Origin of the sequence: Caballeronia sp. NK8, assembly GCF_018408855.1 — a bacterium.
Classification (GTDB): domain Bacteria; phylum Pseudomonadota; class Gammaproteobacteria; order Burkholderiales; family Burkholderiaceae; genus Caballeronia.
In genome coordinates, this window is the sequence record NZ_AP024322.1 from 918,961 (window position 1) to 944,315 (window position 25,355).

At 63.3% G+C, this 25,355-nt stretch carries 28 protein-coding genes; 14 read left to right on the plus strand and 14 right to left on the minus strand.

Features of this window, described 5'->3' with window-relative positions; all coding sequences use genetic code 11:
* Positions 1-147 precede the first annotated feature (147 nt).
* Positions 148-2,052: a molecular chaperone HtpG gene (gene htpG / locus NK8_RS04350; RefSeq protein WP_213227651.1), complete on the plus strand. Its 1,905-nt coding sequence runs from the start codon at positions 148-150 to the stop codon at positions 2,050-2,052.
* A 54-nt stretch (positions 2,053-2,106) separates the two neighbouring features.
* On the opposite strand, the gene NK8_RS04355 is transcribed toward htpG, so the two are convergent.
* Positions 2,107-2,364: a hypothetical protein gene (locus NK8_RS04355; protein ID WP_213227653.1), complete on the minus strand. Its 258-nt coding sequence runs from the start codon at positions 2,362-2,364 to the stop codon at positions 2,107-2,109.
* Between the two features lie 157 nt (positions 2,365-2,521).
* On the opposite strand from NK8_RS04355, the gene NK8_RS04360 reads away from it, so the two are divergent.
* The 6 genes from NK8_RS04360 to NK8_RS04385 all read left to right on the plus strand — a co-directional run bounded on the left by NK8_RS04360 (position 2,522) and on the right by NK8_RS04385 (position 7,791).
* Positions 2,522-3,163, plus strand: a complete 642-nt coding sequence (locus NK8_RS04360) for a chorismate lyase (RefSeq protein ID WP_213227655.1) — start codon at positions 2,522-2,524, stop codon at positions 3,161-3,163.
* Positions 3,160-3,642 carry a DNA-deoxyinosine glycosylase gene (locus NK8_RS04365; protein ID WP_213227657.1) on the plus strand — a complete coding sequence of 161 codons (483 nt, stop codon included), beginning with the start codon at positions 3,160-3,162 and terminating at the stop codon, positions 3,640-3,642. Before NK8_RS04360 ends, NK8_RS04365 begins: the two co-directional genes overlap by 4 nt.
* Positions 3,639-4,541 (plus strand): spermidine synthase, encoded by a 903-nt coding sequence (locus NK8_RS04370; RefSeq protein WP_213227659.1) that lies wholly within the window; start codon positions 3,639-3,641, stop codon positions 4,539-4,541. The genes NK8_RS04365 and NK8_RS04370 overlap by 4 nt, the downstream gene beginning before the upstream one ends.
* 223 nt (positions 4,542-4,764) lie before the next feature.
* On the plus strand, positions 4,765-5,013 hold the full coding sequence (locus tag NK8_RS04375) for a DUF3311 domain-containing protein (RefSeq protein ID WP_213227661.1): 249 nt from the start codon (positions 4,765-4,767) through the stop codon (positions 5,011-5,013).
* The gene (mctP, locus tag NK8_RS04380) at positions 5,013-6,563 is read left to right on the plus strand and encodes a monocarboxylate uptake permease MctP (RefSeq protein ID WP_213228481.1); all 1,551 of its coding nucleotides are present in this window, start codon (positions 5,013-5,015) and stop codon (positions 6,561-6,563) included. Before NK8_RS04375 ends, mctP begins: the two co-directional genes overlap by 1 nt.
* A 121-nt stretch (positions 6,564-6,684) precedes the next feature.
* Complete coding sequence (locus NK8_RS04385; protein WP_213227663.1) at positions 6,685-7,791, plus strand: FUSC family protein; 1,107 nt, start codon at positions 6,685-6,687, stop codon at positions 7,789-7,791.
* 11 nt (positions 7,792-7,802) lie between these two features.
* Here NK8_RS04385 and NK8_RS04390 read toward each other — a convergent pair whose 3' ends face one another.
* From NK8_RS04390 to NK8_RS04420, 7 genes are all read right to left on the minus strand, one after another.
* Complete coding sequence (locus NK8_RS04390; RefSeq protein WP_213227665.1) at positions 7,803-8,231, minus strand: VOC family protein; 429 nt, start codon at positions 8,229-8,231, stop codon at positions 7,803-7,805.
* A 177-nt stretch (positions 8,232-8,408) separates the two neighbouring features.
* Positions 8,409-9,362 (minus strand): transaldolase, encoded by a 954-nt coding sequence (gene tal / locus NK8_RS04395; RefSeq protein ID WP_213227667.1) that lies wholly within the window; start codon positions 9,360-9,362, stop codon positions 8,409-8,411.
* Between the two features lie 193 nt (positions 9,363-9,555).
* The gene (locus tag NK8_RS04400) at positions 9,556-9,804 is read right to left on the minus strand and encodes an energy transducer TonB (RefSeq protein WP_162065246.1); all 249 of its coding nucleotides are present in this window, start codon (positions 9,802-9,804) and stop codon (positions 9,556-9,558) included.
* A 72-nt stretch (positions 9,805-9,876) separates the two neighbouring features.
* Complete coding sequence (locus tag NK8_RS04405) at positions 9,877-11,073, minus strand: benzoate/H(+) symporter BenE family transporter (protein ID WP_162065247.1); 1,197 nt, start codon at positions 11,071-11,073, stop codon at positions 9,877-9,879.
* A 14-nt stretch (positions 11,074-11,087) separates the two neighbouring features.
* Positions 11,088-12,263 carry a VWA domain-containing protein gene (locus NK8_RS04410; RefSeq protein ID WP_213227669.1) on the minus strand — a complete coding sequence of 392 codons (1,176 nt, stop codon included), beginning with the start codon at positions 12,261-12,263 and terminating at the stop codon, positions 11,088-11,090.
* A gap of 19 nt (positions 12,264-12,282) precedes the next feature.
* Positions 12,283-12,873: a GNAT family N-acetyltransferase gene (locus NK8_RS04415; RefSeq protein ID WP_213227671.1), complete on the minus strand. Its 591-nt coding sequence runs from the start codon at positions 12,871-12,873 to the stop codon at positions 12,283-12,285.
* An 8-nt stretch (positions 12,874-12,881) separates the two neighbouring features.
* Entirely contained in the window at positions 12,882-13,724 is an 843-nt protein-coding gene (locus tag NK8_RS04420) for a MoxR family ATPase (RefSeq protein WP_061176043.1), read from the minus strand.
* 397 nt (positions 13,725-14,121) lie between these two features.
* Between NK8_RS04420 and NK8_RS04425 the strand changes: the two genes are divergently transcribed.
* Together NK8_RS04425 and NK8_RS04430 are read left to right on the plus strand one after the other, a co-directional pair.
* Positions 14,122-14,487, plus strand: a complete 366-nt coding sequence (locus NK8_RS04425) for a c-type cytochrome (RefSeq protein WP_061121774.1) — start codon at positions 14,122-14,124, stop codon at positions 14,485-14,487.
* A gap of 42 nt (positions 14,488-14,529) precedes the next feature.
* Complete coding sequence (locus NK8_RS04430) at positions 14,530-14,907, plus strand: c-type cytochrome (RefSeq protein WP_061175947.1); 378 nt, start codon at positions 14,530-14,532, stop codon at positions 14,905-14,907.
* Between the two features lie 72 nt (positions 14,908-14,979).
* Here the strand turns inward: NK8_RS04430 and NK8_RS04435 are convergent, their stop codons facing one another.
* The 3 genes from NK8_RS04435 to rsxB all read right to left on the minus strand — a co-directional run bounded on the left by NK8_RS04435 (position 14,980) and on the right by rsxB (position 16,993).
* A complete protein-coding gene (locus NK8_RS04435; RefSeq protein WP_162065250.1) occupies positions 14,980-15,411 on the minus strand; it encodes a DUF1841 family protein in 432 nt (143 codons plus the stop codon).
* 72 nt (positions 15,412-15,483) lie between these two features.
* Positions 15,484-16,128, minus strand: coding sequence for an endonuclease III (gene nth, locus NK8_RS04440; RefSeq protein ID WP_213227673.1), 645 nt, complete (start codon positions 16,126-16,128; stop codon positions 15,484-15,486).
* 16 nt (positions 16,129-16,144) lie between these two features.
* Positions 16,145-16,993: an electron transport complex subunit RsxB gene (gene rsxB / locus NK8_RS04445; RefSeq protein ID WP_213227675.1), complete on the minus strand. Its 849-nt coding sequence runs from the start codon at positions 16,991-16,993 to the stop codon at positions 16,145-16,147.
* A gap of 366 nt (positions 16,994-17,359) precedes the next feature.
* On the opposite strand from rsxB, the gene NK8_RS04450 reads away from it, so the two are divergent.
* Entirely contained in the window at positions 17,360-17,992 is a 633-nt protein-coding gene (locus NK8_RS04450; protein WP_061175943.1) for a TetR/AcrR family transcriptional regulator, read from the plus strand.
* An 86-nt stretch (positions 17,993-18,078) separates the two neighbouring features.
* Here the strand turns inward: NK8_RS04450 and NK8_RS04455 are convergent, their stop codons facing one another.
* Both NK8_RS04455 and NK8_RS04460 read right to left on the minus strand, forming a co-directional pair.
* Positions 18,079-19,350 (minus strand): polyhydroxyalkanoate depolymerase, encoded by a 1,272-nt coding sequence (locus tag NK8_RS04455; protein WP_162065253.1) that lies wholly within the window; start codon positions 19,348-19,350, stop codon positions 18,079-18,081.
* A 355-nt stretch (positions 19,351-19,705) separates the two neighbouring features.
* Positions 19,706-21,580, minus strand: a complete 1,875-nt coding sequence (locus NK8_RS04460; protein WP_213227677.1) for a glycoside hydrolase family 15 protein — start codon at positions 21,578-21,580, stop codon at positions 19,706-19,708.
* Positions 21,581-21,741: 161 nt separating this feature from the next.
* Between NK8_RS04460 and NK8_RS43345 the strand changes: the two genes are divergently transcribed.
* The gene (locus tag NK8_RS43345; RefSeq protein WP_301549865.1) at positions 21,742-21,870 is read left to right on the plus strand and encodes a hypothetical protein; all 129 of its coding nucleotides are present in this window, start codon (positions 21,742-21,744) and stop codon (positions 21,868-21,870) included.
* 187 nt (positions 21,871-22,057) lie between these two features.
* Positions 22,058-22,306: a hypothetical protein gene (locus NK8_RS04465; RefSeq protein WP_162065255.1), complete on the plus strand. Its 249-nt coding sequence runs from the start codon at positions 22,058-22,060 to the stop codon at positions 22,304-22,306.
* A gap of 100 nt (positions 22,307-22,406) precedes the next feature.
* Here the strand turns inward: NK8_RS04465 and NK8_RS04470 are convergent, their stop codons facing one another.
* Entirely contained in the window at positions 22,407-22,559 is a 153-nt protein-coding gene (locus tag NK8_RS04470) for a DUF3096 domain-containing protein (RefSeq protein ID WP_074168899.1), read from the minus strand.
* Positions 22,560-22,779: 220 nt separating this feature from the next.
* On the opposite strand from NK8_RS04470, the gene NK8_RS04475 reads away from it, so the two are divergent.
* A complete protein-coding gene (locus NK8_RS04475; RefSeq protein WP_213227679.1) occupies positions 22,780-24,105 on the plus strand; it encodes a lactonase family protein in 1,326 nt (441 codons plus the stop codon).
* A 196-nt stretch (positions 24,106-24,301) separates the two neighbouring features.
* Positions 24,302-25,354: a transporter gene (locus NK8_RS04480; RefSeq protein ID WP_225936200.1), complete on the plus strand. Its 1,053-nt coding sequence runs from the start codon at positions 24,302-24,304 to the stop codon at positions 25,352-25,354.
* Position 25,355 lies beyond the last annotated feature (1 nt).

Genomic DNA, 25,355 nt, shown 5'->3' on the forward strand with positions numbered 1-25,355 from the left:
GGCGGACGTGATCGGTCGTTGCATCATATCCGGACGCGCCCGCTCTTGAAAAACCCCCAGCCGCCCTTATATCAGGCGAATTGGCTGCGTGGCCAACACGCCGCCGAGGCAATCGCATCAACGAAATCAACACCAGAGGACCCGACCATGGCGCAAGAAACCATGAGCTTTCAGGCAGAAGTGAAGCAGCTTCTGCATCTGATGATTCATTCGCTCTACAGCAACAAGGAAATTTTCCTGCGCGAGCTGATTTCCAACGCCTCCGATGCCGCCGACAAGCTGCGCTTCGAAGCCATCGAGAACAGCGCGCTCTACGAGAACGATCCGGATCTGCGCATCCGCGTCTCGTTCGATAAAGCCGCGCGTACCATCACGATCGACGATAACGGCATCGGCATGAGCCGCGACGAGGCGATCTCGCATCTCGGCACGATCGCGCGCTCGGGCACGAAGGAGTTCTTCTCGAAGCTCTCCGGCGACCAGCAGAAGGACGCCGCGCTGATCGGCCAGTTCGGCGTGGGCTTCTATTCGGGCTTCATCGTCGCGGACAAGATCACGGTGGAAACGCGCCGCGCCGGTCTGCCGGCGAATCAGGGCGTGCGCTGGACGAGCGCGGGCGAGGGCGATTTCGAAGTCGAGGACATCGAGCGCGCGCAACGCGGCACGACCATCACGCTGCATCTGCGCGCCGACGAAGACGAGTTGCTGTCGTCGCACAGGCTCAAGTCGATCATCCAGAAGTACTCGGATCACGTCGCGCTGCCCATCCTCATGAACAAGGAAGAGTGGGACGCCGAGAAAGGCGAGATGGTCACGAAGGGCGAGGACGAGACCGTCAACCAGGCGAGCGCGCTCTGGACGCGTCCGAAGAACGACATCAGCGACGATCAGTACAAGCAGTTCTATCAGCACATCTCGCACGATCACGACGATCCGCTCGCGTGGACGCACAACCGCGTCGAAGGCCGCAGCGAGTACACGCAACTGCTGTACGTGCCGAAGCACGCGCCGTTCGATCTGTGGAACCGCGAACATCGCGGCGGGCTCAAGCTGTACGTGAAGCGCGTGTTCATCATGGACGATGCCGAGCAACTGCTGCCCGCGTATCTGCGTTTCGTGAAGGGTGTGGTCGATTCGGCCGATCTGCCGCTCAACGTGTCGCGCGAAATCCTGCAGGAAAGCCGCGACGTGAAGGCGATTCGCGAAGGCGTGACCAAGCGCGTGCTGTCGATGCTCGAAGAAATCGCGTCGTCCTCCGCCGAAGCGACCGAAGACGCCGACAAGCAAAAGTACGCGACCTTCTGGAACGAGTTCGGTCAGGTGCTGAAGGAAGGCATCGGCGAGGATTTCAGCAATCGCGAGCGCATCGCGAAGCTGGTGCGCTTCGCATCGACGCATAACGACAGCAACGAGCAGAACGTGTCGCTCGCCGAGTACGTCGCGCGCATGAAGCCCGAGCAGACGAAGATCTACTATGTCACCGCCGATAGCTGGCAGGCCGCGAAGAACAGCCCGCATCTCGAAGTGTTCCGCAAGAAGGGCGTCGAAGTGCTGCTGCTGACCGATCGCGTCGACGAGTGGATGCTGTCGTTCCTCAATGAGTTCGATGGCAAGCCGCTCGCGAGCGTCGCGCGCGGCGATCTCGATCTCGGCGCGCTCGATGATGAAGAAAAGCAGCAGCAGGAGAAGGTCGGCGAGGAGCTGAAGCCGCTCGTCGAAAAGATGAAGGAAGCGCTCGAAGGCAAGGCGAAGGACGTGCGTCTCACGTTCCGTCTCACCGATTCGCCGAGCTGTCTTGTTGCCGATGAAGGCGACATGAGCGGCTATCTGCAACGCATGCTGAAGGCGGCGGGGCAGAATGCGCCGCAAGCGGAGCCGATTCTGGAGGTGAATCCGGAGCATCCGCTCGTCAAGGCATTGAATGCGGACAGCGCCAATTTTGCCGACTGGTGCCATCTGCTGTTCGATCAGGCGTTGCTCGCTGAAGGCGGCGCGCTGGAAGACCCGGCGAGCTTCGTGAAGCGGACCAACGCACTGTTGCTCGCGCGATAAGTCTGCGCAAGCGCGTCGAACGAACGCGCCGCCGGGAAACCGGCGGCGCGTTTTTTATTTGACCTTGCGCTCCTTGTTGGACTGCGCAAGAACCGACGCGGCCAGCGTCTTCGTTTCTTCCGAGTACTTGTTGCTGTGAAGCACTTCGCTCGCCTTGTGTTCCATCTCGGCGCTCGTTTGCTTCGTGGTGTGCGACTGCGACAGGGCAGACGCCGCGAGGCTTTTCTTGATGGCCGAGGCCTTTGGATCATGCAGCGTCTCAGCCGCGAGATGCGCAACCTTCTTCGATGTCTGTTTGTTGTTTTCCGACATTCGCTGTCCTCTTGTTGATTGATGTGCCGGTGAGCGTCCGGCGCGCGGCCTCACGTGAAACCCTTGACACACGTGAACGGCCATTCAGTTTCTTTCGATCGGCGCACGGACTCCATACGAATCGTCCGAAGTGCAGGCTGATCCTATAATCACCGCCATGCTCACGCCCAACGATCCCATCGACGCTCACTGGCGCGTCGTCCCGCTCGCCTCGCTTACCGACGCACAAAAAGACTGGCTCACACGCGGCGGCTCACTGACCGCGCATCTGCGCACGCTCGGCGCGGTGACGGTCGATGTCACGCGCGAAGCCGTCGACATACCCTGGCCGGATGAAGCGCGTGCGCTCGACCTCACGCCGCGCACGCCCGTATGGCTGCGTGAAGTCGCGCTCAAGGTGGATGGCGTGCCGTTCGTCGTCGCGCATAGCATCGTGCCGCTCGCGCACAGCACCGGCGTGTGGCAATCGATGCGCCGTCTGCGCACGCGGCCGCTCGCCGAACTGCTCTATAGCGATAGCAGCGTGTCGCGTTCCGCGCTCGCGAGCCGCAGGCTGACGGCGCGGCACCCGCTGCATCGGCTCGCATCGATGCAAACGAAATCGCAACCGCACGCGCTCGTCGCGCGCCGCTCGGTGTTCAAGCGGCACGGCGCACCGCTGATGGTCACCGAATGCATGCTCGATGCGCTATGGTTCAGGCTCGCCGCGACGCACGGTCCGCATCGGCGTGAACATGCGCGCTCGTATGAACATCTGAGCTCGCATGCGAAGCGCGTCGCGCGTGGCGAGGCGAAATGAAGCTCGCGGGTTTCGCACCGGTCGGCGATGACGCGACGCACACGCTCATCCTCGGCAGCTTTCCGGGCGTCGCATCGCTTGCGGCAACGCAGTACTACGCGCATCCACGCAATCAGTTCTGGCGGCTCGTCGGCGCGGCGATCGGCGAGAATCTGCACGAGCTTGGCTACGACGATCGCCTCGCGCGGCTCGTCGCGCATGGCATCGGCTTGTGGGACGTGCTCGCCGCATGCGAGCGCGAAGGCAGCCTCGACACGGCGATCCGCAACGCGTCGCCCAACGACTTCGCTGCTTTCCATACGCGCTTTCCGAAGCTGCGAAAGGTGTGCTTCAACGGCAAGACCTCGGGCAGGTTCGCGCCCGTCCTGAGCGCCGCGGGTTACGCCACGCTCGTGCTGCCGTCGTCGAGCGCGGCCAATGCTATCCTCTCGTTCGATCAAAAACTGCGCATCTGGCGCGACATCCTCACCACACAATGACGAATCTCATCAAGCGCGCGTCGGCGGAAGCTCGCGCGTTCAGCCGCAAGAAGGACAACAGCAAATCGAAGCGCCAGCGCAGGGATGACGATCGCGACGATCTCGCCAACGCGCCGCGCATCGACGCGCCCCGCGAGCCGCGCTTCGCGCCCGTGACGTTCTCGGAAGAGGGCGGCGTGCGCTATCTGCACTTCGGCACCGAATGGGTGCAGGGCGCGATGCGGCTGAAAAAGCCCGATCACATCGAGCTCGAATACGCACAGCAGATGATGGCGTGGCTGCTCTTCGTCGAAACGCCCGAGCGCATCGTGCAGCTCGGGCTCGGTTCGGCCGCGCTCACCAAGTTCTGCCATCGCTTTCTGAAGCGCGCGAAGGTGGAGGCCGTCGAGCTGAATCCCGCGGTCGTGATCGCCGCGCGCGCGATGTTCGAGCTGCCCTACGACGACGCGCGCCTCACCGTCACCGAGCGCGACGCATGGGAGTTCGTCAACGACCGCGCGAATCACGGCACGACCGGCGCGTTGCAGATCGACCTCTACGACGCCACCGCGCGCGGCCCCGTGCTCGACAGCGTGTCGTTCTATCGCGCATGCCGCGCGTGTCTCACGCCGGACGCGGGCGTCGTCACGATCAACCTGTTCGGCGACCATCCTAGCTTCGTGCGCAATATGCGTCATCTGAACGAAGCGTTCGATCATCGCGTGATCGCGCTGCCCGAAGTGCACGACGGCAATCGCGTCGCGATCGCCTTCGCCGGTCCCGCGCTCGACGTGCCGTTCGCCGCGCTGGACACGCGCGCGAAGCTGATCGAGGCGCAACTCGGTCTGCCCGCGCGCAAATGGGTGAAGGGCCTCGCCGAAAGCGCGGGTGTCGCGACCAGCGGCTCGTTCTCGATCTGATCGACGCAACGCGTAAAGCCCAGGCCAGAACAAGGGTTTTGGCCTATTTACAATTTCCTTTCAAATCAGCGGAATAGTCGGGATTCCCCCTGCTTGACCCGCTTTTAACGGTCCATATACTCCCTCTGTTATTTCGGGGCGCTTTCAGCGACACGTCTACCCGACGACCGGCATCCCGCCGGACTCGCGATAATCCAACGAATCAAAACAAGAGGAGACCGTCATGGCTCACGAAGCTGCGACCGGCACCGGACAACCGCGCAACAAGCATTGGCTTTGGCTTCTGATCCTTCCGTGGATCGGTGTGGTATGGGTGCCGTTTTACAACAAGATCGAGCCCGTTCTGTGGGGCTTTCCGTACTTCTACTGGTATCAGCTTCTCTGGGTGCTGATCAGCGCGGTCATCACCGCCGTCGTCTATGTCAAGACGAAGGCGCTGCCCTCGGGACGAAAGACCGGAGGTGCGCGATGATGAACACCACCGCAACCATCGTTTTCGTTCTCTTCTTCGTCGGTGTCACGATTCTCGGCTTCATCGCCGCGCACTGGCGCAAGGGCGATCTCGCCCAGCTCGATGAATGGGGTCTCGGCGGACGCCGCTTCGGCACCATCGTCACGTGGTTCCTGCTCGGCGGCGATCTCTATACCGCCTACACGTTCGTCGCGGTGCCGGCGCTCGTGTTCGGCGCGGGCGCGACGGGCTTCTTCGCGTTGCCGTACACCATCCTCATCTATCCGTTCGCGTTCGTCGTGTTTCCGAAGCTGTGGAGCATCGCGAAGCGTCACGGCTATGTGACCGCCGCCGACTTCGTGCACGCGCGCTACAACAGCCGCATGCTCGCGCTCGCCGTCGCGGTGACGGGTATCGTCGCGACGATGCCGTACATCGCGCTGCAGCTCGTCGGCATCGAAGTGGTGATCGGCGCGCTCGGCTTCTCGACGCAGGGCTTCGTCGGCGATCTGCCGCTCATCATCGCGTTCGCGATTCTCGCCGCGTACACGTACACGTCGGGTCTGCGCGCCCCCGCGATGATCGCCGTGGTGAAGGACGTGCTGATCTACATCACGATCATCGCCGCGATGATCGTGATTCCGGCGCAGCTCGGCGGCTTCGGCCATATCTTCAGCATCGTGCCGCCCGAGAAGCTGCTGCTGAAAGCGCCTGACGCCGCGAGCCTGAACGGCTACAGCGCGTACGCGACGCTCGCGGTCGGCTCGGCGCTCGCGCTGTTCCTGTATCCGCACGCGGTCACGGCGATTCTCTCGTCGAATTCGGGCAACACGATCCGCCGCAACATGTCGTTGCTGCCGGCGTACTCGCTCGTGCTCGGCCTGCTCGCGCTGCTCGGCTACATGGCGCTCGCCTCCGGCGTGAAGGACATGCCGGAATTCGCGTCCTACTTCAAGGCCTATGGCGCGAACTTCGCGGTGCCGGCGCTGTTCCTGCACTACTTCCCGTCGTGGTTCGTGGGCGTGGCGTTCGCGGCCATCGGCATCGGCGCGCTGGTGCCGGCGGCGATCATGTCGATCGCGGCGGCAAACCTCTACACGCGCAACGTGCATCGCGAGTTCGTCAACACGTCGATGACGCCGGAGCAGGAAACCAACGTCGCCAAGCTCGTGTCGCTGATCGTGAAGGTGGGTGCGGTCGTGTTCATTCTCGCGCTGCCGCTGACCTACGCGATCCAGCTGCAACTGCTCGGCGGTATCTGGATCATCCAGACGCTGCCCGCGCTCGTGCTCGGTCTCTATACGCGCGTGCTCGATCATCGCGGCTTGCTGATCGGCTGGGCGGTGGGTATCGGCGTGGGCACGTGGATGGCCGTGTCGCTGCAACTGAAGGGCTCGATCTATCCGCTGCATCTGTTCGGCTACGTCGTGCCGGGCTACGCGGCCGTGTGGGCGCTGATCGCGAACCTGATCGTCTCGATCTTCGTGAGCCTGCTCGTGAAGGTGCTGGGCCTCAAGCGTTCGGACGACCGCACGCGTCCGGAAGATTATCTGGATATCGTGGAAGGCTGATTCAGGCCGTTCGCGCGTCCGCCCGGCGCGGCGCGCGAAAAGCTGGTAAAACGCCCGTAACAGCCGTTGGCCGTTACGGGCGTTTGATTTTTCCGACTGCCTTCATCGACGCGAGCGAACCATGCTTTCCACGAGATCGACGTCACTCAGGCGCGGCCCGCTCGCGCGTTTTCTGCACGGCGTCACGTCGCCGTACTTCCGCTACCGCCACGCGAACCTGATTCACGGCGTGCGGGTCGCGCTCGCGATGGCGATGTCGATCGCCGTCACGACGGGCATCGACATGCCGCACGGCGTGTGGGCGTCGGTGTCGGTGCTGGTCGTGATCGGCGGCTTGCAGCATTACGGCAATATCCGCAAAAAGGCCGCCGAGCGCGCCATCGGCACGATGCTCGGGGCGTTCTTCGGCCTGGTGCTGATCCTCGCGCAGATGCTCACCGGCTCGGCGATGCTGTTCTTCGTCCTGATGTGCCTGATCGCGGGCGGCTGCGCGTATTACGCGATCGGCAAGGCCGGCTATGTCGCGCTGCTCACGGCGATCACGATGGTCATCGTCTCCGGCCACGGCGATCTGCCGCTCACCACTGGCTTGTGGCGCACGGCCAACGTGCTGATCGGCGTCGTGATCGCACTGGCTTTCTCGTTCGTGCTGCCGCAATACGCGACGTATTCATGGCGCTACCGTCTGGCGGACAACCTGCGCGAGTGCGCGAAGCTCTATGGCGCCTTGCTCGACGGCACGCCGATGCTCGCGGAGGAGACCGCGCGCCGTTTCTACGCGATGAGCCAGCGGCTCGTGCAGGCGCGCGGGCTGATGGAATCCGTGGCGAAGGAAACCGACGTGCCGATCGCGCGGCTCGAAGAGATCCAGCGGCTGCATCGCTCGCTACTCGCGGCGCTCGAAATGCTGGTGATGTCGATGCCTGAAACCGCGCAGGCCAGCGCCAGCCGTTTCGCGATCGCGTGCTCGCCGGGCGAATACGCGGTGCGCCAGCAGCTTCTGAAAATGGCGCGGGCGTTGCGCTTCGGGCGCGTGGGCCTGCTTCATCGCGCGATGGAGGCATCGGCGCTGCCGCAGGGCTGCGGGCAGGAAGAGGGAAGCGCGACGACGCAGGGCATGCACTGGCTCGCGATGCGTTTCGTCGAGCAGGTGGATTGCTTGCGGCTGCGCCTGTCGGAGATCGAGCGGCAGTGGAATATCGAAGGCGCGCGGCCGCTCAACGACTGATGCGGTAACGTTCAGGCGGGCTGCGTTTCGCCTTCGTGCACCACGTTGACGAGCCAGGGCACGCCGAAACGGTCCGTCAGCATGCCGAAACCTTGCGTCCAGAACGTGGATTGCCACGGCGTGAGCACGTTGCCGCCTTCGGCGAGCATGCTGAAGATGCGCTCACCGGCAGTGGCGTCGCCCGCGGCGATCGACAGCGTGAAGCCCGAGTAGTCCTTGCGCGGCTGACCATAACGGCCGTCCGACACCATGATGGCATTGCCGCCGACCTGGAACACCGCGTGCATGACCTTGTCCTGCCAGTCGGGCGGGGCGTTGCCGCCGTCCGGCGCATCGCGGAAGCGGATCAGCGCAGCAATCTGCGCGCCAAACGCGGCCTGATAAAGCTCGAGCGCCGCCGCGCAATCGCCGTTGAAGAAAATATAGGTATCCAGTTGCATGACCGAACGACTCCCTGCATGTGAAGCGGACATGCCGCCAAAGCTCGAAAGTCTATTGCAATGAGATACCGCACTGACTCGGAAAGAGTCAAATTAGGTCAAGAAGCGGCGAAATAGAAAAAACCGCAAATCGCACCAATGTTTCGGCGCGATTTGCGGTTCTGTTTCCGGCAGCCGTTACTGAAGCGCGGCGATCAGCTTCTCGAGCTTGATCGCGTCGGCGGCGAACGCGCGGATGCCTTCCGCGAGCTTTTCGGTCGCCATGGCGTCGTCGTTGACGAGGAAGCGGAAGGTCGACTCGTCGACGGCGATCTTCTCCATGTTCTCGTTCTTGCCCGCTTCCGGCGAGAGCTTGCGTTCGACCTTGTCGTTGCTGTCGGCAAGTTTCTTCAGGAGATCGGGGCTGATCGTCAGCAGATCGCAGCCCGCAAGCTCGGTGATCTGGCTCACCGTGCGGAAGCTCGCGCCCATCACTTCGGTCTTGTAGCCGAACTTCTTGTAGTACGAGTAGATGCGCCGCACCGACTGCACGCCCGGATCGTTCGCGCCGCCGTTTTTCACTTCGTCCCATTCGGCGCCGGCGGACTTCTTGTACCAGTCGTAGATGCGGCCGACGAACGGCGAGATCAGTTGCGCGCCCGCTTCGGCGGCGGCCGCGGCCTGCGCGAGCGAGAACAGCAGCGTCATGTTGCAGTGGATGCCTTCCTTCTGCAGCACTTCGGCCGCGCGGATGCCTTCCCACGTGGATGCCAGCTTGATGAGCACGCGCTTGCGGTCGACGCCCGCGTTCTCATACAGCTTGATGATTTCGCGGCCCTTGTCGATCGAAGCCTTGGTGTCGAACGAAAGGCGCGCATCCACTTCGGTCGAGACGCGGCCCGGAACGATCTTCAGAATCTCGGTGCCGAACGCCACGAGCAGATTGTCGATGATCTGCGGCATCGGCTTCTTCGCGTGCTCCTTGACGGTATTTTCGAGCAGCGGCTTGTAGTCGTCCTTCTGGACGGCCTTCAGGATTAGCGACGGATTCGTGGTCGCATCCTGCGGCTTGAACTGGATGAATTGCTGGAAGTCGCCCGTGTCGGCGACGACGGTCGTGTATTGCTTGAGCTGGTCGAGAGCGGATGTCATGTCGAGTCTCAGACGCGTTGCGCCTTGTCAAATTGCGGTAACCAACCCGCGGATTGCCCATGAATGCGACGCCGCGCGGCGACTTCGTTCGCGCGGCGCGCCCGTGAATATCATTCTCCCATTCTAGTCCCGAGCGCGGCGAACGCGCTGATACCGTGCGCGCCGGAGTTCGACCGGACGCAGGACTGCGCGTTCAATCCACCGCGTAGGCGAGCTCGTGCCAGCGCCGCACCGTGCCCGAGCCGAGCTGGCCGCGCGCGAAGCGCATCTTGCGGACTTCGTCGAGCGCGTGGGCGTCTTTCGCCGGATCGCCGCAGCTCATCTTCAGGACGACGTCCTGGACGTGCCCGGCGTCGTCGAGCAGCACGCGCACGATCGTCTTGCGTTTCTGGGATGCGCCGGGCGGCGCGGAGCGCGCCAGCAGTTTGTCGATCAGGGCCATGACGGAAATGCCAATTTCTGTTGCGGAAAAATCGGCCGGAAATCGGGGCCGATTGCGTCATTGTAGGCTGCGTCAGGGACGCCTGGCGTTGAGCACGAAATGGGTCGCGACGCCCGCGATCAATCCCCAGAACGCGGAGCCGATGGAGAGCAGCGTGAGACCCGATGCCGTCACCATGAACGTGACGAGCGCGGGTTCGCGCTGGCGCGCGTCCTGCATCGCGTTGGCGAGGCCGCTCATGATCGAGCCGAACAGCGCGAGCGCCGCCACCGAGACAACCAGTTCCTTCGGAAACGCCGCGAACAAGGCGGCGATGGTCGCGCCGAAGGTGCCCGCGATCAGATAGAAAATGCCGCACCAGACGGCGGCCGTGTAGCGCTTGTCGCGATTCTCGTGCGCCTCGCGGCCGGTGCAGATCGCGGCGGTGATGGCCGCGAGATTCACGCCGTGCGAGCCGAACGGCGCGAGCACGAGCGACGCGATGCCGGTGGTCGAGATGAGCGGGGCGGAGGGCGTCGTGTAGCCGTCGGCGCGCAAGACGGCGATGCCCGGCACGTTCTGCGAGGCCATCGCGACGACGAACAGCGGAATGCCGATGCTGATCGCCGCCGCGAGCGAGAACGCTGGCATCGTGAAGACCGGATGCGCGAGCGCGACGTGAAAGCGCGAAAAGTCGAGCAGCCCGAGGCCGCCCGCGACCGCGACGCCCACGACGAGCGTCGCCGGAATCGCGTAACGCGGCAGGAAGCGTTTGCCGACGAGATACGTGAAGAACATCACGATGACGAGCGCCGTCCGATGTTCGGCGGCGCGAAAAATCTCGATGCCGATCTCGAACAGGATGCCCGCGAGCAACGCCGCGGCGATGCCCGACGGGACGCGTTTCATCAGCGTGTCGAACCAGCCGGTGAGGCCGACCGCGGTCAACAGCACGGCACAGACAATGAACGCGCCGATCGCATCGGCATATGCGACGTTCGGCAGCGACGACACGAGCAGCGCCGCGCCGGGCGTGGACCACGCGATGACGATCGGCGCACGATAGCGCAGCGACAGCCCGATCGTGCAGACGGCCATGCCCATCGAGAGCGCCCAGATCCACGACGAAATCTGCGCGTCGGTGAGATGCGCGGCCTGGCCTGCCTGGAACATCAGCACGAGCGAGCTGGTGTAGCCCGTCATCATCGCGACGAAGCCGGCGACGATGGTCGATAACGACGAGTCGGAGAACGGGCGCAGCGCGACGCTCGCCGGAGAAGAAGCTTTCATGCGTTTCTTTTGGTTTATTTCGACAGCGCGCGCATCGCGGTTTCGAGGCCGGCCATCGTGAGCGGATACATGCGATTGCCGAGGACATTGCGGATCGCGGCAATCGACTGCCGGTATTCCCATAGCCGCTCGGGCTCGGGATTGAGCCACGCGTGATGCGCAAACTGATCGGCGAGACGGCGCAGCCACACCGCGCCCGCCTCGGCGTTGTTGTACTCGACGGAGCCGCCCGGCTGCAGCACTTCGTACGGGCTCATGGTCGCGTCGCCGACGAAGATCAGCTTGTAGTCCGGCGTGAATTTGTGCAGGACGTCGAAGGTCGGCGTGCGCTCGGCGTGACGCCGGCGATTGTGCTTCCACAAATAGTCGTAGACACAGTTGTGGAAGTAGTAGAACTCGAGATGCTTGAACTCCGCCTTCGCTGCCGAGAAGAGCTCTTCGACGCGCTTGATGTGATCGTCCATCGAGCCGCCGACGTCGAGCAGCATCAGCACCTTCACGTTGTTGTGGCGCTCGGGCACCATCTTGATATCGAGCCAGCCCGCGTTGGCGGCGGTGCTGCGGATCGTGTCCGGCAGATCGAGTTCTTCGGCCGCGCCTTCGCGCGCGAAGCGGCGCAGACGCCGCAGCGCGACCTTGATGTTGCGCGTGCCGATTTCGACCTGATCGTCGTAGTCCTTGTACGCGCGCTCGTCCCACACCTTCACGGCGGTGCGATTGCCCGACGATTCCCCGCCGATGCGGATGCCTTCGGGGTTATATCCGCCGTGCCCGAACGGCGACGTGCCGCCCGTGCCGATCCACCTGTTGCCGCCTTCGTGACGTTCCTTCTGCTCGTCCATCAGCCCTTTGAGGCGCTCCATCAGCTTGTCGAGGCCGCCGAGCGCCTCGATGCGCTTCTTTTCTTCCGCCGTGAATTCGCGGTCGAGGCGCTTCCTGAGCCAGTCGAGCGGAACGTCGAATGCTTCGTCGGGCAGTTGCGTCAGGCCGTGGAAGTACGCGCCGAACGCGCGATCGAACTTGTCGAAGTACTTCTCGTCCTTCACGAGCGTCATGCGGGCGAGAAAGTAGAACTCGTCGAGCGACGGCGAAATCACCTGCGCCTTCAGCCCTTCGAGCAAGGTCAGATATTCCTTCACCGAGACGGGCAGCTTCGCGTCGCGCAGCGAGTAGAAGAAGTCGATCAGCATGACGCGTTCTCCATCGGGATCAGCGGTCGAGCCGGAGTTGCAGATTCGCGCGCACGGCAGGCCATTCCGATTCGATGATCGAGAACACGACCGTATCGCGATACGCGCCGTTCCGGCTGATTCCGCTGTTGCGCAGGATGCCGTCCTGCTTGGCGCCGAGCCGCGCGATCGCCGCCCGCGAAGCGTGGTTCATGAAATGCGTGCGGAACTCGACGGCGATCGTGTTCAGCTTCTCGAACGCATGCGTGAGCAGCAGCAGCTTCGCTTCGGTGTTCAGCGCGGACTTCTGCACGCGCTTCGCATACCACGTGTGACCGATCTCCAGCCGGCGATTCGCCTGTTCGACGGCGAAGTAACGCGTCGAGCCGACGATGTCGCCGCTTCGCTTGTCGATCACCGTGAGCGGCAGCGCGCCGAGCCGGTCCCGCATGTCCAGCGCCGTGTCGATATAGGCACCGGTTTCGCCGGGCGCGGGCACGAAGGTGTACCAGAGCTTCCACAATTCGCCGTCGCTCGCGGCGGCGGTGAGAGCGGCTTCGTGCTCGCGCGTGAGCGGCACGAGCCTGACGTGTTCGCCTTCCAGCGTGACGGGTTCGATCCAGCGGCTCATGTTTCTTTTTAGCGATGGTTACGGTTCATGAAGAGCAGACGCTCGAACAGCGCGACGTCCTGTTCGTTCTTCAGAAGCGCGCCGTGCAAAGGCGGCACGATCTGCTTCTGATCCGACGAGCGCAGCGCTTCGGGCGGAATGTCTTCGGCCAGGAGAAGCTTCAACCAGTCGAGCAGTTCGGACGTCGACGGCTTCTTCTTGAGTCCCGACACGCCGCGCAATTCGAAGAAGCTCTGCATCGCCGCTGCGAGCAGATCCTGCTTGATATTGGGGAAATGCACCTCGACGATGGCTTTCATCGTCTCGGCGTCCGGGAATCTGATGTAGTGGAAGAAGCAGCGGCGCAAGAACGCGTCGGGCAGTTCCTTCTCGTTGTTCGACGTGATGATGACGAGCGGCCGATGCTTCGCCTTCACGAGTTCGCGCGTCTCGTACACGTAGAACTCCATGCGGTCGAGTTCGCGCAACAGATCGTTCGGAAATTCGATGTCCGCCTTGTCGATCTCGTCGATGAGCAGCACGCTCTGCTGGTCGGAATCGAACGCCTGCCACAGCACGCCCTTGACGATGTAATTGCGGATGTCCTTCACGCGTTCGTCGCCGAGCTGCGAATCGCGCAGGCGCGAGACCGCGTCGTATTCGTAAAGACCTTGCTGCGCCTTGGTCGTCGACTTGATGTGCCATTGCAGGAGCGGCATGCCGAGCGCAAGCGCGACTTCTTCCGCGAGCATGGTCTTGCCGGTGCCGGGTTCGCCCTTGATGAGCAGCGGCCGTTGCAGCGTCATTGCGGCGTTCACCGCGAGCTTGAGATCGTCGGTTGCGACGTATTGCGATGAGCCTTCGAAACGCATGACGAAGATCCGGTCGGGAAAAAAATCCCAGTATAAGTCAGAAGACCTTTCGACATTGAGGCGCGCCGGGTATCGTTTGAGCCGCTTCACCGCCGTTGGCGGCAGCGCGTCCGAGCGCGTTTGCAGCGAGCGCGCAGGCGGGCTCATCGCTTGTACAGGGACGAATTGTCGCAGGTCGAACGACTGCTTTTCAGCCGATTCCCCTTGCCAGCAAAGCTTCCGCGCGGTCCGCGTGTGGACGGGGGATAGGTCGCGCGGTACAATTAGCGCGATTTTTTTGGCCTGCGTGGCGACAAACCCCGTAGCAGCAAACAGTCCCGAGAAGGTTGTATTGCGCTCGGCGCGGGCCACGGCCTCTGGAGCGCCGGATTCCCCCTCAAGCCAGGTTAGAAGAGCTATGAACAATTTCGTCGGCAAATGTGCCGTGATTGCAGCGCTGTCGGGTCTTGCCGGCTTCGCGACCCAGGCGTCGGCCGACGTCGTCGGCAACGCGAAGGCCGCAGAGGGCAAGGTCGCGATGTGCATCGGCTGCCACGGCATCCCCGGCTATCGCACCGCGTACCCCGAAGTCTACGAAGTGCCGATGCTGGGTGGCCAGAACGCGCAGTACATCGCCAATGCGCTGCATGCCTACAAGAAGGGCGACCGTCATTTCGACACGATGCGTGCCATCGCGACGACGCTGTCGGATCAGGATATCGCCGATATCGCCGCGTACTACGCCGCGCAGACTCCCCAATCGAAGAACAATCCCGACAAGTGATCCGCGCGTGACGCGACCAAGCGACAACGGGAAGGAGAATTCATGAAGCCCTCAAAGGCACTTCACAGCAGCTTCAAGGCAGCGTGCGCGGCAGCGGCGCTCATCGGCATGACGGTCGGCGGCGCGCACGCGGCCGACGTGAGCAACGGGAAGGCGCTTTCGGACAGCCACAACTGCGCGGCCTGCCACGGCCCCAACCTCAACAAGCCGGTCAGCGGCGAATATCCGAGGCTTGCGGGTCAGCATGCGACCTATATTTACTGGGCGCTGCGCCAGTATCAGATCGGCGGCAACAACCCGAACTTCGGCCGCAACAACGCCATCATGGCGGCGCAGGTGCAGAGCCTGTCGCAGAGCGATCTGAAGGATCTCGCGGCGTATATCCAGTCGCTCGACGGCAGTCTCGTGCTGAAGAAGTAAGCGCGCCGCATCGGACGTTGCCAAATAAGAAACACCCCGCTTCGCAGCGGGGTGTTTTTGTTTTGCGGATGCTCAGTCGCGCGAGGCGCGGCGCTCGATCAGCGCGAGATAGGCGTCGGTATCCGGCGGCGTGCCCGAGCGCTGCGCTTCCCAGATCACCTGACCGAGGCAATCCATGATGGCGTGCTGCGCATCGTGCGGCGAGCCCAGGCGCGCGACGAGCCGGTCGTGCGCGCGGCGGATGCCCGGCGGCTGATCGATCGACAATTGCTCGCTGATCGCGAGATGCATCGACAGATGCAGAAACGGATTGGTCTGGCCGCGATCGGGCGAGTAATCGGCTTCACGCGAATCCGGATTCACGAGTGAGTCGTGATACTCGGGATGTTCGCCGATCCAGTCGGCGGCCATGCTTTCGAGCGGCGTCAGAATCTCGCCGGCGCGCTCCTTGCGCCACGTTTCGGTGAAGAACTGGCGAACTTCGTCGCGACTGGGATTGAACATAAAGTATTGATTCGATTGCGGGTTTCTCAGCCCGCTATTGTAGACCGCGGCGCGCCCGGTCCGCCCAAACCGTCATTCGACCGGCGCGGGCGTCTTCTGCCGATATTCGCAGAGCGGCTCGATCGCGCAATGCCAGCACTCGGGCACGCGCGCCTTGCAGACGTAGCGGCCATGCAGGATCAGCCAGTGATGCGCGTCGAGCAGGAATTCCTTCGGCGTGAATTTTTCGAGCGCGGTCTCGACGGCGCGCACGTCCTTGCCGGGCGCGAGACCCGTGCGATTCGCGACACGAAAGATGTGCGTATCGACGGCGATGGTCGGCTGTCCGAACGCCGTGTTCAGGATGACGTTCGCGGTCTTGCGGCCGACGCCCGGCAATGCCTCCAGCGCCTCGCGCTCCGCTGGCACCTCGCCGCCGTGCTGGTCGATGAGAATGCGGCACGTCGCGATCACGTTCTTCGCCTTCGTGCGATAGAGCCCGATCGTGCGGATGTACTCCGACACGCCGTCCTCGCCCAGCGCGAGCACCGTCGCCGGCGTATTGGCGACGGGAAACATCTTGCGCATCGCCTTGTTGACCGAAACGTCCGTCGCCTGCGCGGACAGCATCACGGCGATCAGCAGTTCGAACGGCGTCGTGTATTCGAGTTCGGTCGTCGGATGCGGATTCAGGCTCTGCAAAGTCTCGTAGATGGCGCGGCGCTTCGTGGCGTTCATGGTGCGAGGCTCGTTCTTACGCGGGTTTGTCGCCCTTGTCGGGATGGGACGCGTTTTCGTCGCCCGTCAGTCCGAGACGGCGGCGGCGTTCCTCGGCGGCGTCGATCTGCGCCTGCACGGCGGGGCTGACCTGAGCCGTGTTTTTCGGGCCCGCGCCGAGCTGCGCCATCTCTTCCTTCTTCTTGCGTGCGCGTTCGAGCGCGGCCTGAATGATCGCGCGTTTTTTGGCCTCGGGGTCGTCGCTCGACGCGGGCGCAGCGGCGGGAGCTTCCTGCGCCGCTTGATTCGTTTGATCGGCTTGTGCCGCGCGCGCTGCCTGACGCGCGCTGGCGCGTGCCTCGGCTTCCGCGCGTTCGCGCTCGATGCGCGCCATGTGGCGGTCGTGACGCGCGCGCGCCAGATCGGCTTCTTCCTGACTCCATGCATCCCAGCCGGTGCGCTCGCCGGTCACCGGCACCATCGCGATGCAATCGACCGGGCAGGGCGGCACGCACAGATCGCAACCCGTGCACAGCTCGGCGATGACCGTATGCATCTGCTTGGCCGCCCCGGCGATGGCATCGACCGGACACGCCTGCATGCACAGCGTGCAACCGATGCACACGTTCTCATCGATCACCGCGACCGGCCGCGCGCGCTCGACGCCATGCGTCGTATCAAGAGGATTTTCGGGCTTGCCGAGCAGCGCGGCGAGCCGGGCGATGCCTTCGGCGCCGCCCGGCGGACACTGGTTATAGTTCGCCTCGCCCGCGGCGATGGCTTCGGCGTAGGGCCGGCAGGCGGGATAGCCGCATTTCGTGCATTGCGTCTGCGGCAGCAGGTCTTCGATGCGCTCTGCGAGCGTCTTGGAAACGGTTGCGGTCACGAGGGATTGCGATGATGCCTTGGGGACGGGCGCAGCGTGGGCGCAGGGGCGTCGCCGGAAGATGACGGACGCCAGGAACGCTTCGCGTTCACGACGACGTCACGCTGCCGGTTCGGCGCGCGTCCCGCTTTCCGGTCGCGCGCTCAGCTTTGATCGACATTATCGCCGAAGTCACCCGTTATCGTGACGAATGTCTTTCAATCCTAATTGCCAATGTTCTTCGATGTGCGCATAATCGAAGCGCTTTTCCGTTTGACCGCAGGACGGTGTTTCCCATTAACCCTGGGCAGCGCCCGTTCACGTCATGTACCCCAATGTGGGCCGCGTGACGCTAATCCGGCAACGCGGCTCGCGAGTCATGCCACCATGAATCAGCCGAAAATCAAAAGAGATCCTGAAGGCACCCGGCGCCGTATTTTGCTTGCCGCCGCAGAAGAATTCGCTGCCGGAGGTCTGTTTGGCGCCCGCGTCGATCAGATCGCGCGCCGGGCGGAGACCAATGAACGCATGCTCTACTACTACTTCGGTAGCAAGGAGCAGTTATTCACCGCCGTGCTCGAACACGCGCTCGCCGCGCTCGTCGACGCCGAGCGCACGCTCGAACTCGACGGTATCGCGCCTATCGAAGCGATGACACGTCTTGCGCATTTCGTCTGGGATTATTACCGCGATCACCCGGAGCTCTTGCGTCTCATCAATAACGAAAACCTGCACGAAGCGAGATATATCAAAGGATCGAATCGCATACGCGAACTCATCTCACCAATTGTCACGACGCTCACGGCCATTCTCGATCGTGGCCAGAAGGCCGGATTGTTTCGCACCGACGTCGATCCGCTCAAGTTCTACATCATCCTGTCGGGTCTCGGCTATTACATCGTCTCGAACCGTTTCACGCTGGAAGCGACATTCGGGCTCGATTTCAGCGAGCAGGGCCAGCGTGATCAGATCGTGCGGATGAATACGGAACTGCTGCTGGCGTATCTGACGCGTCGCTGATTTCGCACCGACGCGCACGCGGCGTCGGAGACAAAAAAACGTCGCGCCCTTTGCAGGGCGCGACGTTTTGCTTTGACGTGCTCGCGTTACGCGGGCACGGCTTCTGTCTTCGGCGTCTTGTCGTGTTCGAGGATGAACTCGCGCAGTTGCGGATACACCATCGTGCGCCAGCGCCGGCCCGAGAAAATGCCATAGTGGCCGGCTTTCTCCGCCGTGAAGTGGCGCTTGTGTTTCGGCGGGATGCCGGTGCACAGATCGTGCGCGGCGCGTGTCTGGCCGCTGCCGGAGATATCGTCGAGCTCGCCTTCGATCGTGAAGAGCGCGGTATGCGTGATGTCCTGCGGACGCACGAGTTCCTCGTTGACTTCCCAGGTGCCTTCCGCGAGCCGGAACTCCTGGAACACGACGCGGATCGTCTCCAGGTAATACTCGGCGGCCATGTCGAGCACGGCGTTGTATTCGTCGTAGAAACGGCGATGTTGCTCGGCGTCGTCATCGTCGCCGCGCAGCAGATTTTGATAGAAGTCCCAATGGGCCGTGAGATGGCGCTCCGGATTCATCGCGACGAAGCCCGCGTGCTGCAGGAAGCCCGGATAGACCTTGCGTCCCACGCCGGGATAGTTCGCCGGCACCGTGTAGATGACGTTGTTCTCGAACCACCCGTACGAGTGCTCGTTCGCGAGCGAGTTGACCGATGTGGGGCTGCGGCGCGCGTCGATCGGGCCGCCCATCATGGTCATCGTGCGCGGCGTGTCTTCGCCGCGGCTCGCCATCAGCGAAATGGCGGCGAGCACCGGCACGGTCGGCTGACACACCGAGATCACATGCAGGTCCTTCGCGCCGATATGGCGGATGAACTCCTGAATGTATTCGACGTAATCGTCCAGATGGAACGGGCCGTTCTCGATCGGCACCATGCGCGCGTCGATCCAGTCGGTGATGTACACCTTGTGGTCCTGCAACAGCGTTTTCACGGTGTCGCGCAGCAACGTGGAGTGATGGCCCGAGAGCGGCGCGCAGACGAGCACGATCGGCTCGTTCTTCAGCTTGGTGACGGTCGCGCTGTCATCGGCGAAGCGCTTGAAGCGCAACAGGCGGCAGAACGGTTTCTCGACCACCGTCTGCTCGACGATCGGAATGTTGTGGCCGTCCTTGACGATCTGATGGAGGTCGAACTGCGGCTTCTCGTAATCCTTGCCGAGCCGATAGAGCAGCTCGTAACCCGCAGCGAAGCGGCTGGAGCCAGGAATGTAGGCGAGGGGGCTGGCCGGGTTGACGAACGACTTCGATGCGGCCTCGGCCCATGCTGTGAGGGGAGACAGCATGGCACGCTGAAATTCGTGAATTTGATAGAGCATGGTCGCCCCAGTAACTCCGGTGGAACCGGTACGCCCGTTGATCCCGGGAAAAAGCATCCGGCGATGAGCTTCAACGGCATTCGATGATCCCCGGCAGCGCGACGGGCTGTCGCCGCGCTGCCGGGGCACTGTCCTTACTGCACTGCTTCAATGCCTTTGCGTGCTGCCACCTGCGCGTTATCGACTGTCTGCAACGAAGCTTGAGCCGAAGCAAGATTTTCCGCGCATTAAACGTTCAATTCAACTGACCGGGCGAAATTACCAGCCTGGAAACAACACCTGCCGATATATTACGTTTTGTGCATTGCACCAATATTACCGGCAAATCGCCATTTTTGCCAAACAAAACAGATGTTTAAGACTTTCCTGCGGCTGCGTCGAATTCTGCTTGACTATGTGAATCGTCGCGGTCTTCCGCGCCGCACGGCTGGCCGACCGCCTTCGCCATCTCCTCTTCGTGCCGGATCAGGTTCATCCCCGTATGCACCAGCGCCACATGGGTAAACGCCTGCGGAAAATTCCCGACCATGCGCTTCGCGACCGTGTCGTATTCCTCGGCCAGCAGCCCGACGTCGTTCGCGAGACCCACAAGCCTCTCGAACATCTCGTGCGCTTCGTCGATCCGGCCTTGCAACGCCAGGTTGTCGACCAGCCAGAAGCTACAAGCCAGAAACGTGCCCTCTCCAGGTGGCAACCCGTCCGCCACTTCGGCGGTGTGATAGCGCTTCACCAGGCCATCGTGCGTCAAGGTGGTCTCGATCGCATGTACGGTTCCGGTCACTCGCGGATCGTTTGGCGGCAAAAATCCTAACAACGGGATCAACAGCAGGCTCGCGTCGAGCGCGTCGCTGCCGTACGCCTGCGTAAAGGAGTTCAGTTTCGGGTTCCAACTCTTCTTCAACACCTCGGCGCGGACGCGCGCGCGCATCTCGCGCCAGTGGTCGATCGGCCCGGGCAGGTCGAACTTCTCCGCCGACTTGATCGCGCGGTCGTAGGCGACCCACGCCATGACCTTCGAAAACGTGAAGTGCTGACGTCCGCCGCGCACTTCCCAGATGCCTTCGTCGGGCTGCTCCCAGATCGTGTCGAGGTGTTGCAGCATGGCGCACTGGATCGACCACGCCGTTTCGTCGCTCTGCAGGCCGCCGACGCGCGCGAGGTGCAGCGCGTTCATCACTTCGCCGTAGACGTCGAGCTGCAACTGATCGACCGCGCCGTTGCCGATGCGCACCGGCGCCGCGCCCTCGTAGCCCGGCAGCCACGGAATCTCCCACTCGGGCAGGCGGCGCTCGCCCGCGATGCCGTACATGATCTGAATCTGCGACGGCGAGCCGGCCATCACGCGTCCCAGCCACGCGCGCCACGCGCGGGCTTCGTCGTAGTAGCCGCCGCGCATCATCGCGAGCAGGGTGATGGTCGCATCGCGCAGCCAGCAGTATCGATAGTCCCAGTTGCGCGTGCCGCCCAACTGCTCCGGCAGCGATGTGGTCGGCGCGGCGACGATGCCGCCCGTCGGCTCATACGCGAGCGCCTTCAGCGTGATGAGCGAGCGGCGGATCGCGCTCGCCCAGCGGCCGTTGAGCGCGCTTTGCCCCGACCACTCGCGCCAGTGATTCTCGGTGCGCGCGAGCTGGGTATGCGGGTCCGACGCATGCGGCAGGCGCAGATGCGACTGCGAATAGCACAGCGAGAACGGCACGCGCTCGCCCGCGCTCACATCGAAGCATGCGGTCGTGTGCATGTTCTCGCCGACGAGATCGACGGGCGTGCGCAGTATCGCGAGGTCCGGTCCGGCGATCGCGCGGATGCCGCTGTCGTCAGGCAGGCGGCTGACCCAGGGCACGGCGGAGCCGTAATCGAAGCGCAGCACCAGTTCCATCTTCATGCGCACCGTGCCGCGCCGTCCGATCACGATGCGTACAAGCTCCGAATGCCCGTTGCGCAGCGGCATGAAGTCGACGATGGTGACGGCGCCTTGCGGCGTTTCGAAATCGGTTTCGAGGACCAGCGTGTCCTCGCGGTAGCGACGCCGGATGACGGGCGTCTCGCCATCGGGCATCTCGGGGGCGAGGAGCCATCGTCCGTGCTCGGGCGTGCCGAGCAGCGCGGCGAAACAGGCGCCGGAGTCGAACCGCGGCCAACAGAGCCAGTCGACGGAACCGTCGCGGGAAATGAGGGCTGCGGTGTGGCCGTCGCCGACCATCGCATAGTCTTCAATCAGTGCTGGCATGAGCGAACATCTTCCTGCTGGCGGCGCGGGACCAAACAAAACACGCCGCGAGTTGAGCAAAAGAGTCGAAGCGCAGCGCGCCCCGGGCGAAGCGCGGCGTCATCGACAAACGATCTGGCCGCCGCGCATGCTGTCTGGCCGCATTCTGCCGCAATCGTTCGATGCAAGCAGAAAAGCGGGCCGGGTGTGATCACGGCGCGCAACACATCGCGGCGACGGCAGGCCGTGTCGCAATGGCGGAAAAGCACTGGCAAAGCGCCGATCGCGATGTTGATAATTCATTCGACTGATGTTTAGAATGAAGCTTTGTGAAAGGTGCGAGCGCCGGTACTGTGTTGCTTCAGGCACGGAACTTATCCATCCTTTCAAATGTCTTTCATGCATAAACCCGATCGTTTCGCGCGCGGGCATGCAGCAGTTGCGTTGCGCGTCGTTCTGGCCGGTCCCTAACGTAGCGTTTTCGAGGAACAGAACCACATGCTCTATCCGTCGAAAGCTGACTGCATCGCCATTCTTTCCGCCGCAAGCCGCGTCTCGGACGCTGAAGCGCTTCTCGCGCTCGACCACAAACGACTCGGCCTGTCGCGCAATGCGATGGATGCCGCCGCCGCTTTCCTCACCGAGCGCGGCTGTTTCAACCGCTACAGCTTCGACGTCGCCGGCATCTCGGTCGGCGCGTTGTCGTTGCAGGGACGTCTGCGTCTCGATCAGCTCGCGAACGGCTGACACGCCAAAGCACACACGCGCGGCACGTCCGCGTGTACTTCTTTCGTGACACTTTGTGCACACGCGCGGGTCAACCCGTGCGTGCGCCCGCACGCGCGCCCTAGAAATGCGCCGATCCCATGCCGAACAAACCGATCAGTCCGATCACGATCAGATAGATCGCGACGATGAAATTCAGCAGCCGGGGCATGATGAGAATGAGGATCCCGGCGATCAGGGAGACCAGTGGGCCAAGGCTTAGGTGGATTGTCATCGCGGCAAACTCCTGTTGTTGATTCGAATCGTGTCGGTTGGCCTGTCGTGCGTGGTGTATCTTGGCTGCGAACCTGTTCCTGGCAAACGCGGCCCACGTGTTTGGAGCGGAACTTGCTCCCGCACGTCGCGGGCCTTGCGATGCCGGCGCGTTCGCGTCGTCCCCGAGTTTCCCCCGAATTGCCCGATAACAAGCAGCAAAGAACCGATGAGGAGGTTTCATGCACCCGAGCCACCCCCGCGGCGCGAATACGCTCGTGTCCGTATTGCAAGACGCGCGCCCGCTGCATGCGCGGTCCATCGCGTGGGCGAAAGGCTTTGCGCTGATGCTGTCGCTGGCGGCCGCGCAGGCCTTCGCGCAATCGGCTTCCGCGCCTGCCACGCCCGCCACGCCAGGCGCCGCGAGCGGAGCGGCCACGGCGGGTGCGGCGAGCGGCGAGGTCTACGATCTGCTCATCGGCACCTACACGGGCGGCGGCAAGAGCGAAGGCATCTACGTCTACCGGTTCGACACGGGCACGGGCGAGCTATCGCGCATCGCAGCGGCGCAGACGGTAAATCCGTCGTATCTCGTCGTGAGCCGTGACCGGAATTACGTGTACGCAGTGAACGAATTGCCCGGTGACAACGGCCCGGCGACGCAGCGCGGCGGCGTGAGCGCCTTTCGCTTCGATCGCGCGAGCGGCCAGTTGAGCTTCCTCAACCGCGTTTCGTCAGACGGCAACGACCCGTGCTATCTGGCGCTCTCGCCCGACGGCAAATATCTGCTCACGGCCAATTACTCGGTCGCCTCCAATCCGGGCGGCAGCTTCGCGGTCTTCCCGCTCGCTTCGGACGGTCGCGTGGGCACGTCGGTGCTGACGGTGCATCACGAGGGCGGCGGTCCGGTGAAGGGGCGGCAGGACAACTCGCACGTCCACTCGACGGTGTTCTCGCCCGACGGAAAATATCTCTTTGCGCAGGATCTGGGCGTCGACAAGGTGTTCGCCTACCGTTACACGCCCGATCCGTCAGCATCGAGCCGCGGCCTGTTCGGCCCGACCGAAGCGCGCTACACGCCGGTCAAGGCGGGTTCCGGGCCGCGTCATCTGGTCTTCGACCAAAGCGGCAAGCACGCCTACCTGACTACCGAACTGAACGCGTCGGTGTACGTCTACGATTACCGCGACGGCAATCTCACGCAAGTCCAGACCGTGTCGATGATCGCGCCGGGCTTTCGCGGCAAGATCGGCGGCGGCGCCATTCATCTGTCGCCGGACGGCCGCTTTCTCTACGCCACCAATCGCGGCGACGCGAACGAGATCGTCGCGTTTTCGGTCGATCCGAACAATGGTCATCTGAAACTCATCAAGCGTTATCCGACGCTCGGCAAGACCCCGCGCGAATTCGCGATCGATCCGACCGGGCGCTGGCTGATCGTCGGCAATCAGGAGAGCGACAGCGCGTATTTCTTCCGTCGCGATCCGCAGACGGGCGAACTCGCGTCGGACCCGAAACGACTGTCGATCGGCTCGCCGGTCGACTTCAAGTTCGTGTCGCCGTCGTGACGCGCTGATCGGTACGATCGACGACGTTCCTGCGTTGGCCTTCTCGGATTCGCATCGCGACGTCAGGCCGATCGGCTCCGCGCGTGACGGGCGCGCTACGAGTTCTAGTACGATGCATGTCCGATGCGCCTTTGCTGCCGCATCCGACTGAAAGGTGTACTGAGGAAATCGAAAGGTAATGGCAGGGAACGCAAGATTGAACACGACTCGCACGTTCGGCGCGCCCGAACGCCCGCTCAAGCGCGACGAGAGCGCGCCGCCGGGATTCATCAGCGCATTCGGCTTCGCGGGCGGCGAGGCGCTGCGGCTTTCGTGGGACGAAGCGCGCGCGTCCGTCGCGGGCGATGGCCCGACGTGGCTGCATCTGTCCGCGAACGACGACACCGTCGAAGGCTGGCTCGAAGGCGTCACCTCGATGCCGGATGTCGCGCGCGAGTTTCTCAACGGCGAGGACAAGCGCCCGCGCGTGCATATCGGGTCGAACTTCGTGTATGGCGTGGTCGCGGATCTGGAACTCGTCGCGAAGACGCCGGATGCCGCCGCGCCCGGCGCGCGCGAGGCGAACCGCGCGACCGGCGCGCTGCGCTTTTACGTCGACCGGCACCGCATGATCACCGTGCGCGCGCGGCCGCTGCAATCGACCGACCGGCTGCGTCACGCCGTGCTCGAAGGCGCGATCTTCCGCGATACCGTCGATCTCTTCGCGGGCCTCATTCGCGCGCTGAACGATACCTTCGCGGACCGCATCGATGAAATCGGCGACTGTCTCGACGACGTCGAGGAAAGCGTGCTGGAGGGCGGGCATTCGAAATGCCGCGCGCTGCTGGGCGACGTGAGGCGGCGTATCGTGGAGGTGAAACGCTTCATCGATCCCGAGCGCAACGCGCTGACGCAGCTCGTGTTGCGCAGGCTGGAATGGGCCGAGCCGCGCTCGATGGAAGCGCTCGTGCAGGCGATACAGGTGCTGAATGGACTCGGCGGCGGTCTGGAAGGGCTCTACGAACGCGCGAAGCTGTTGCAGGATGAAATCGCCGCGGCGCTTTCGGAGGATATCAACCGCAAGCTGCTGTGGCTCGCGATCATGTCCGCGTTGCTGTTGCCCGCCACGCTCGTGACGGGCATCTTCGGCATGAACGTGGCGGGCTTGCCGGGCACGCACGATCCGGTTTCGTTCTGGGTCGTGATCGGCGTGATGGCGGGGTGCGCCGCCATCACGATCTTTCTGCTGCGCCGCCTGCGGCTCTGGTAGC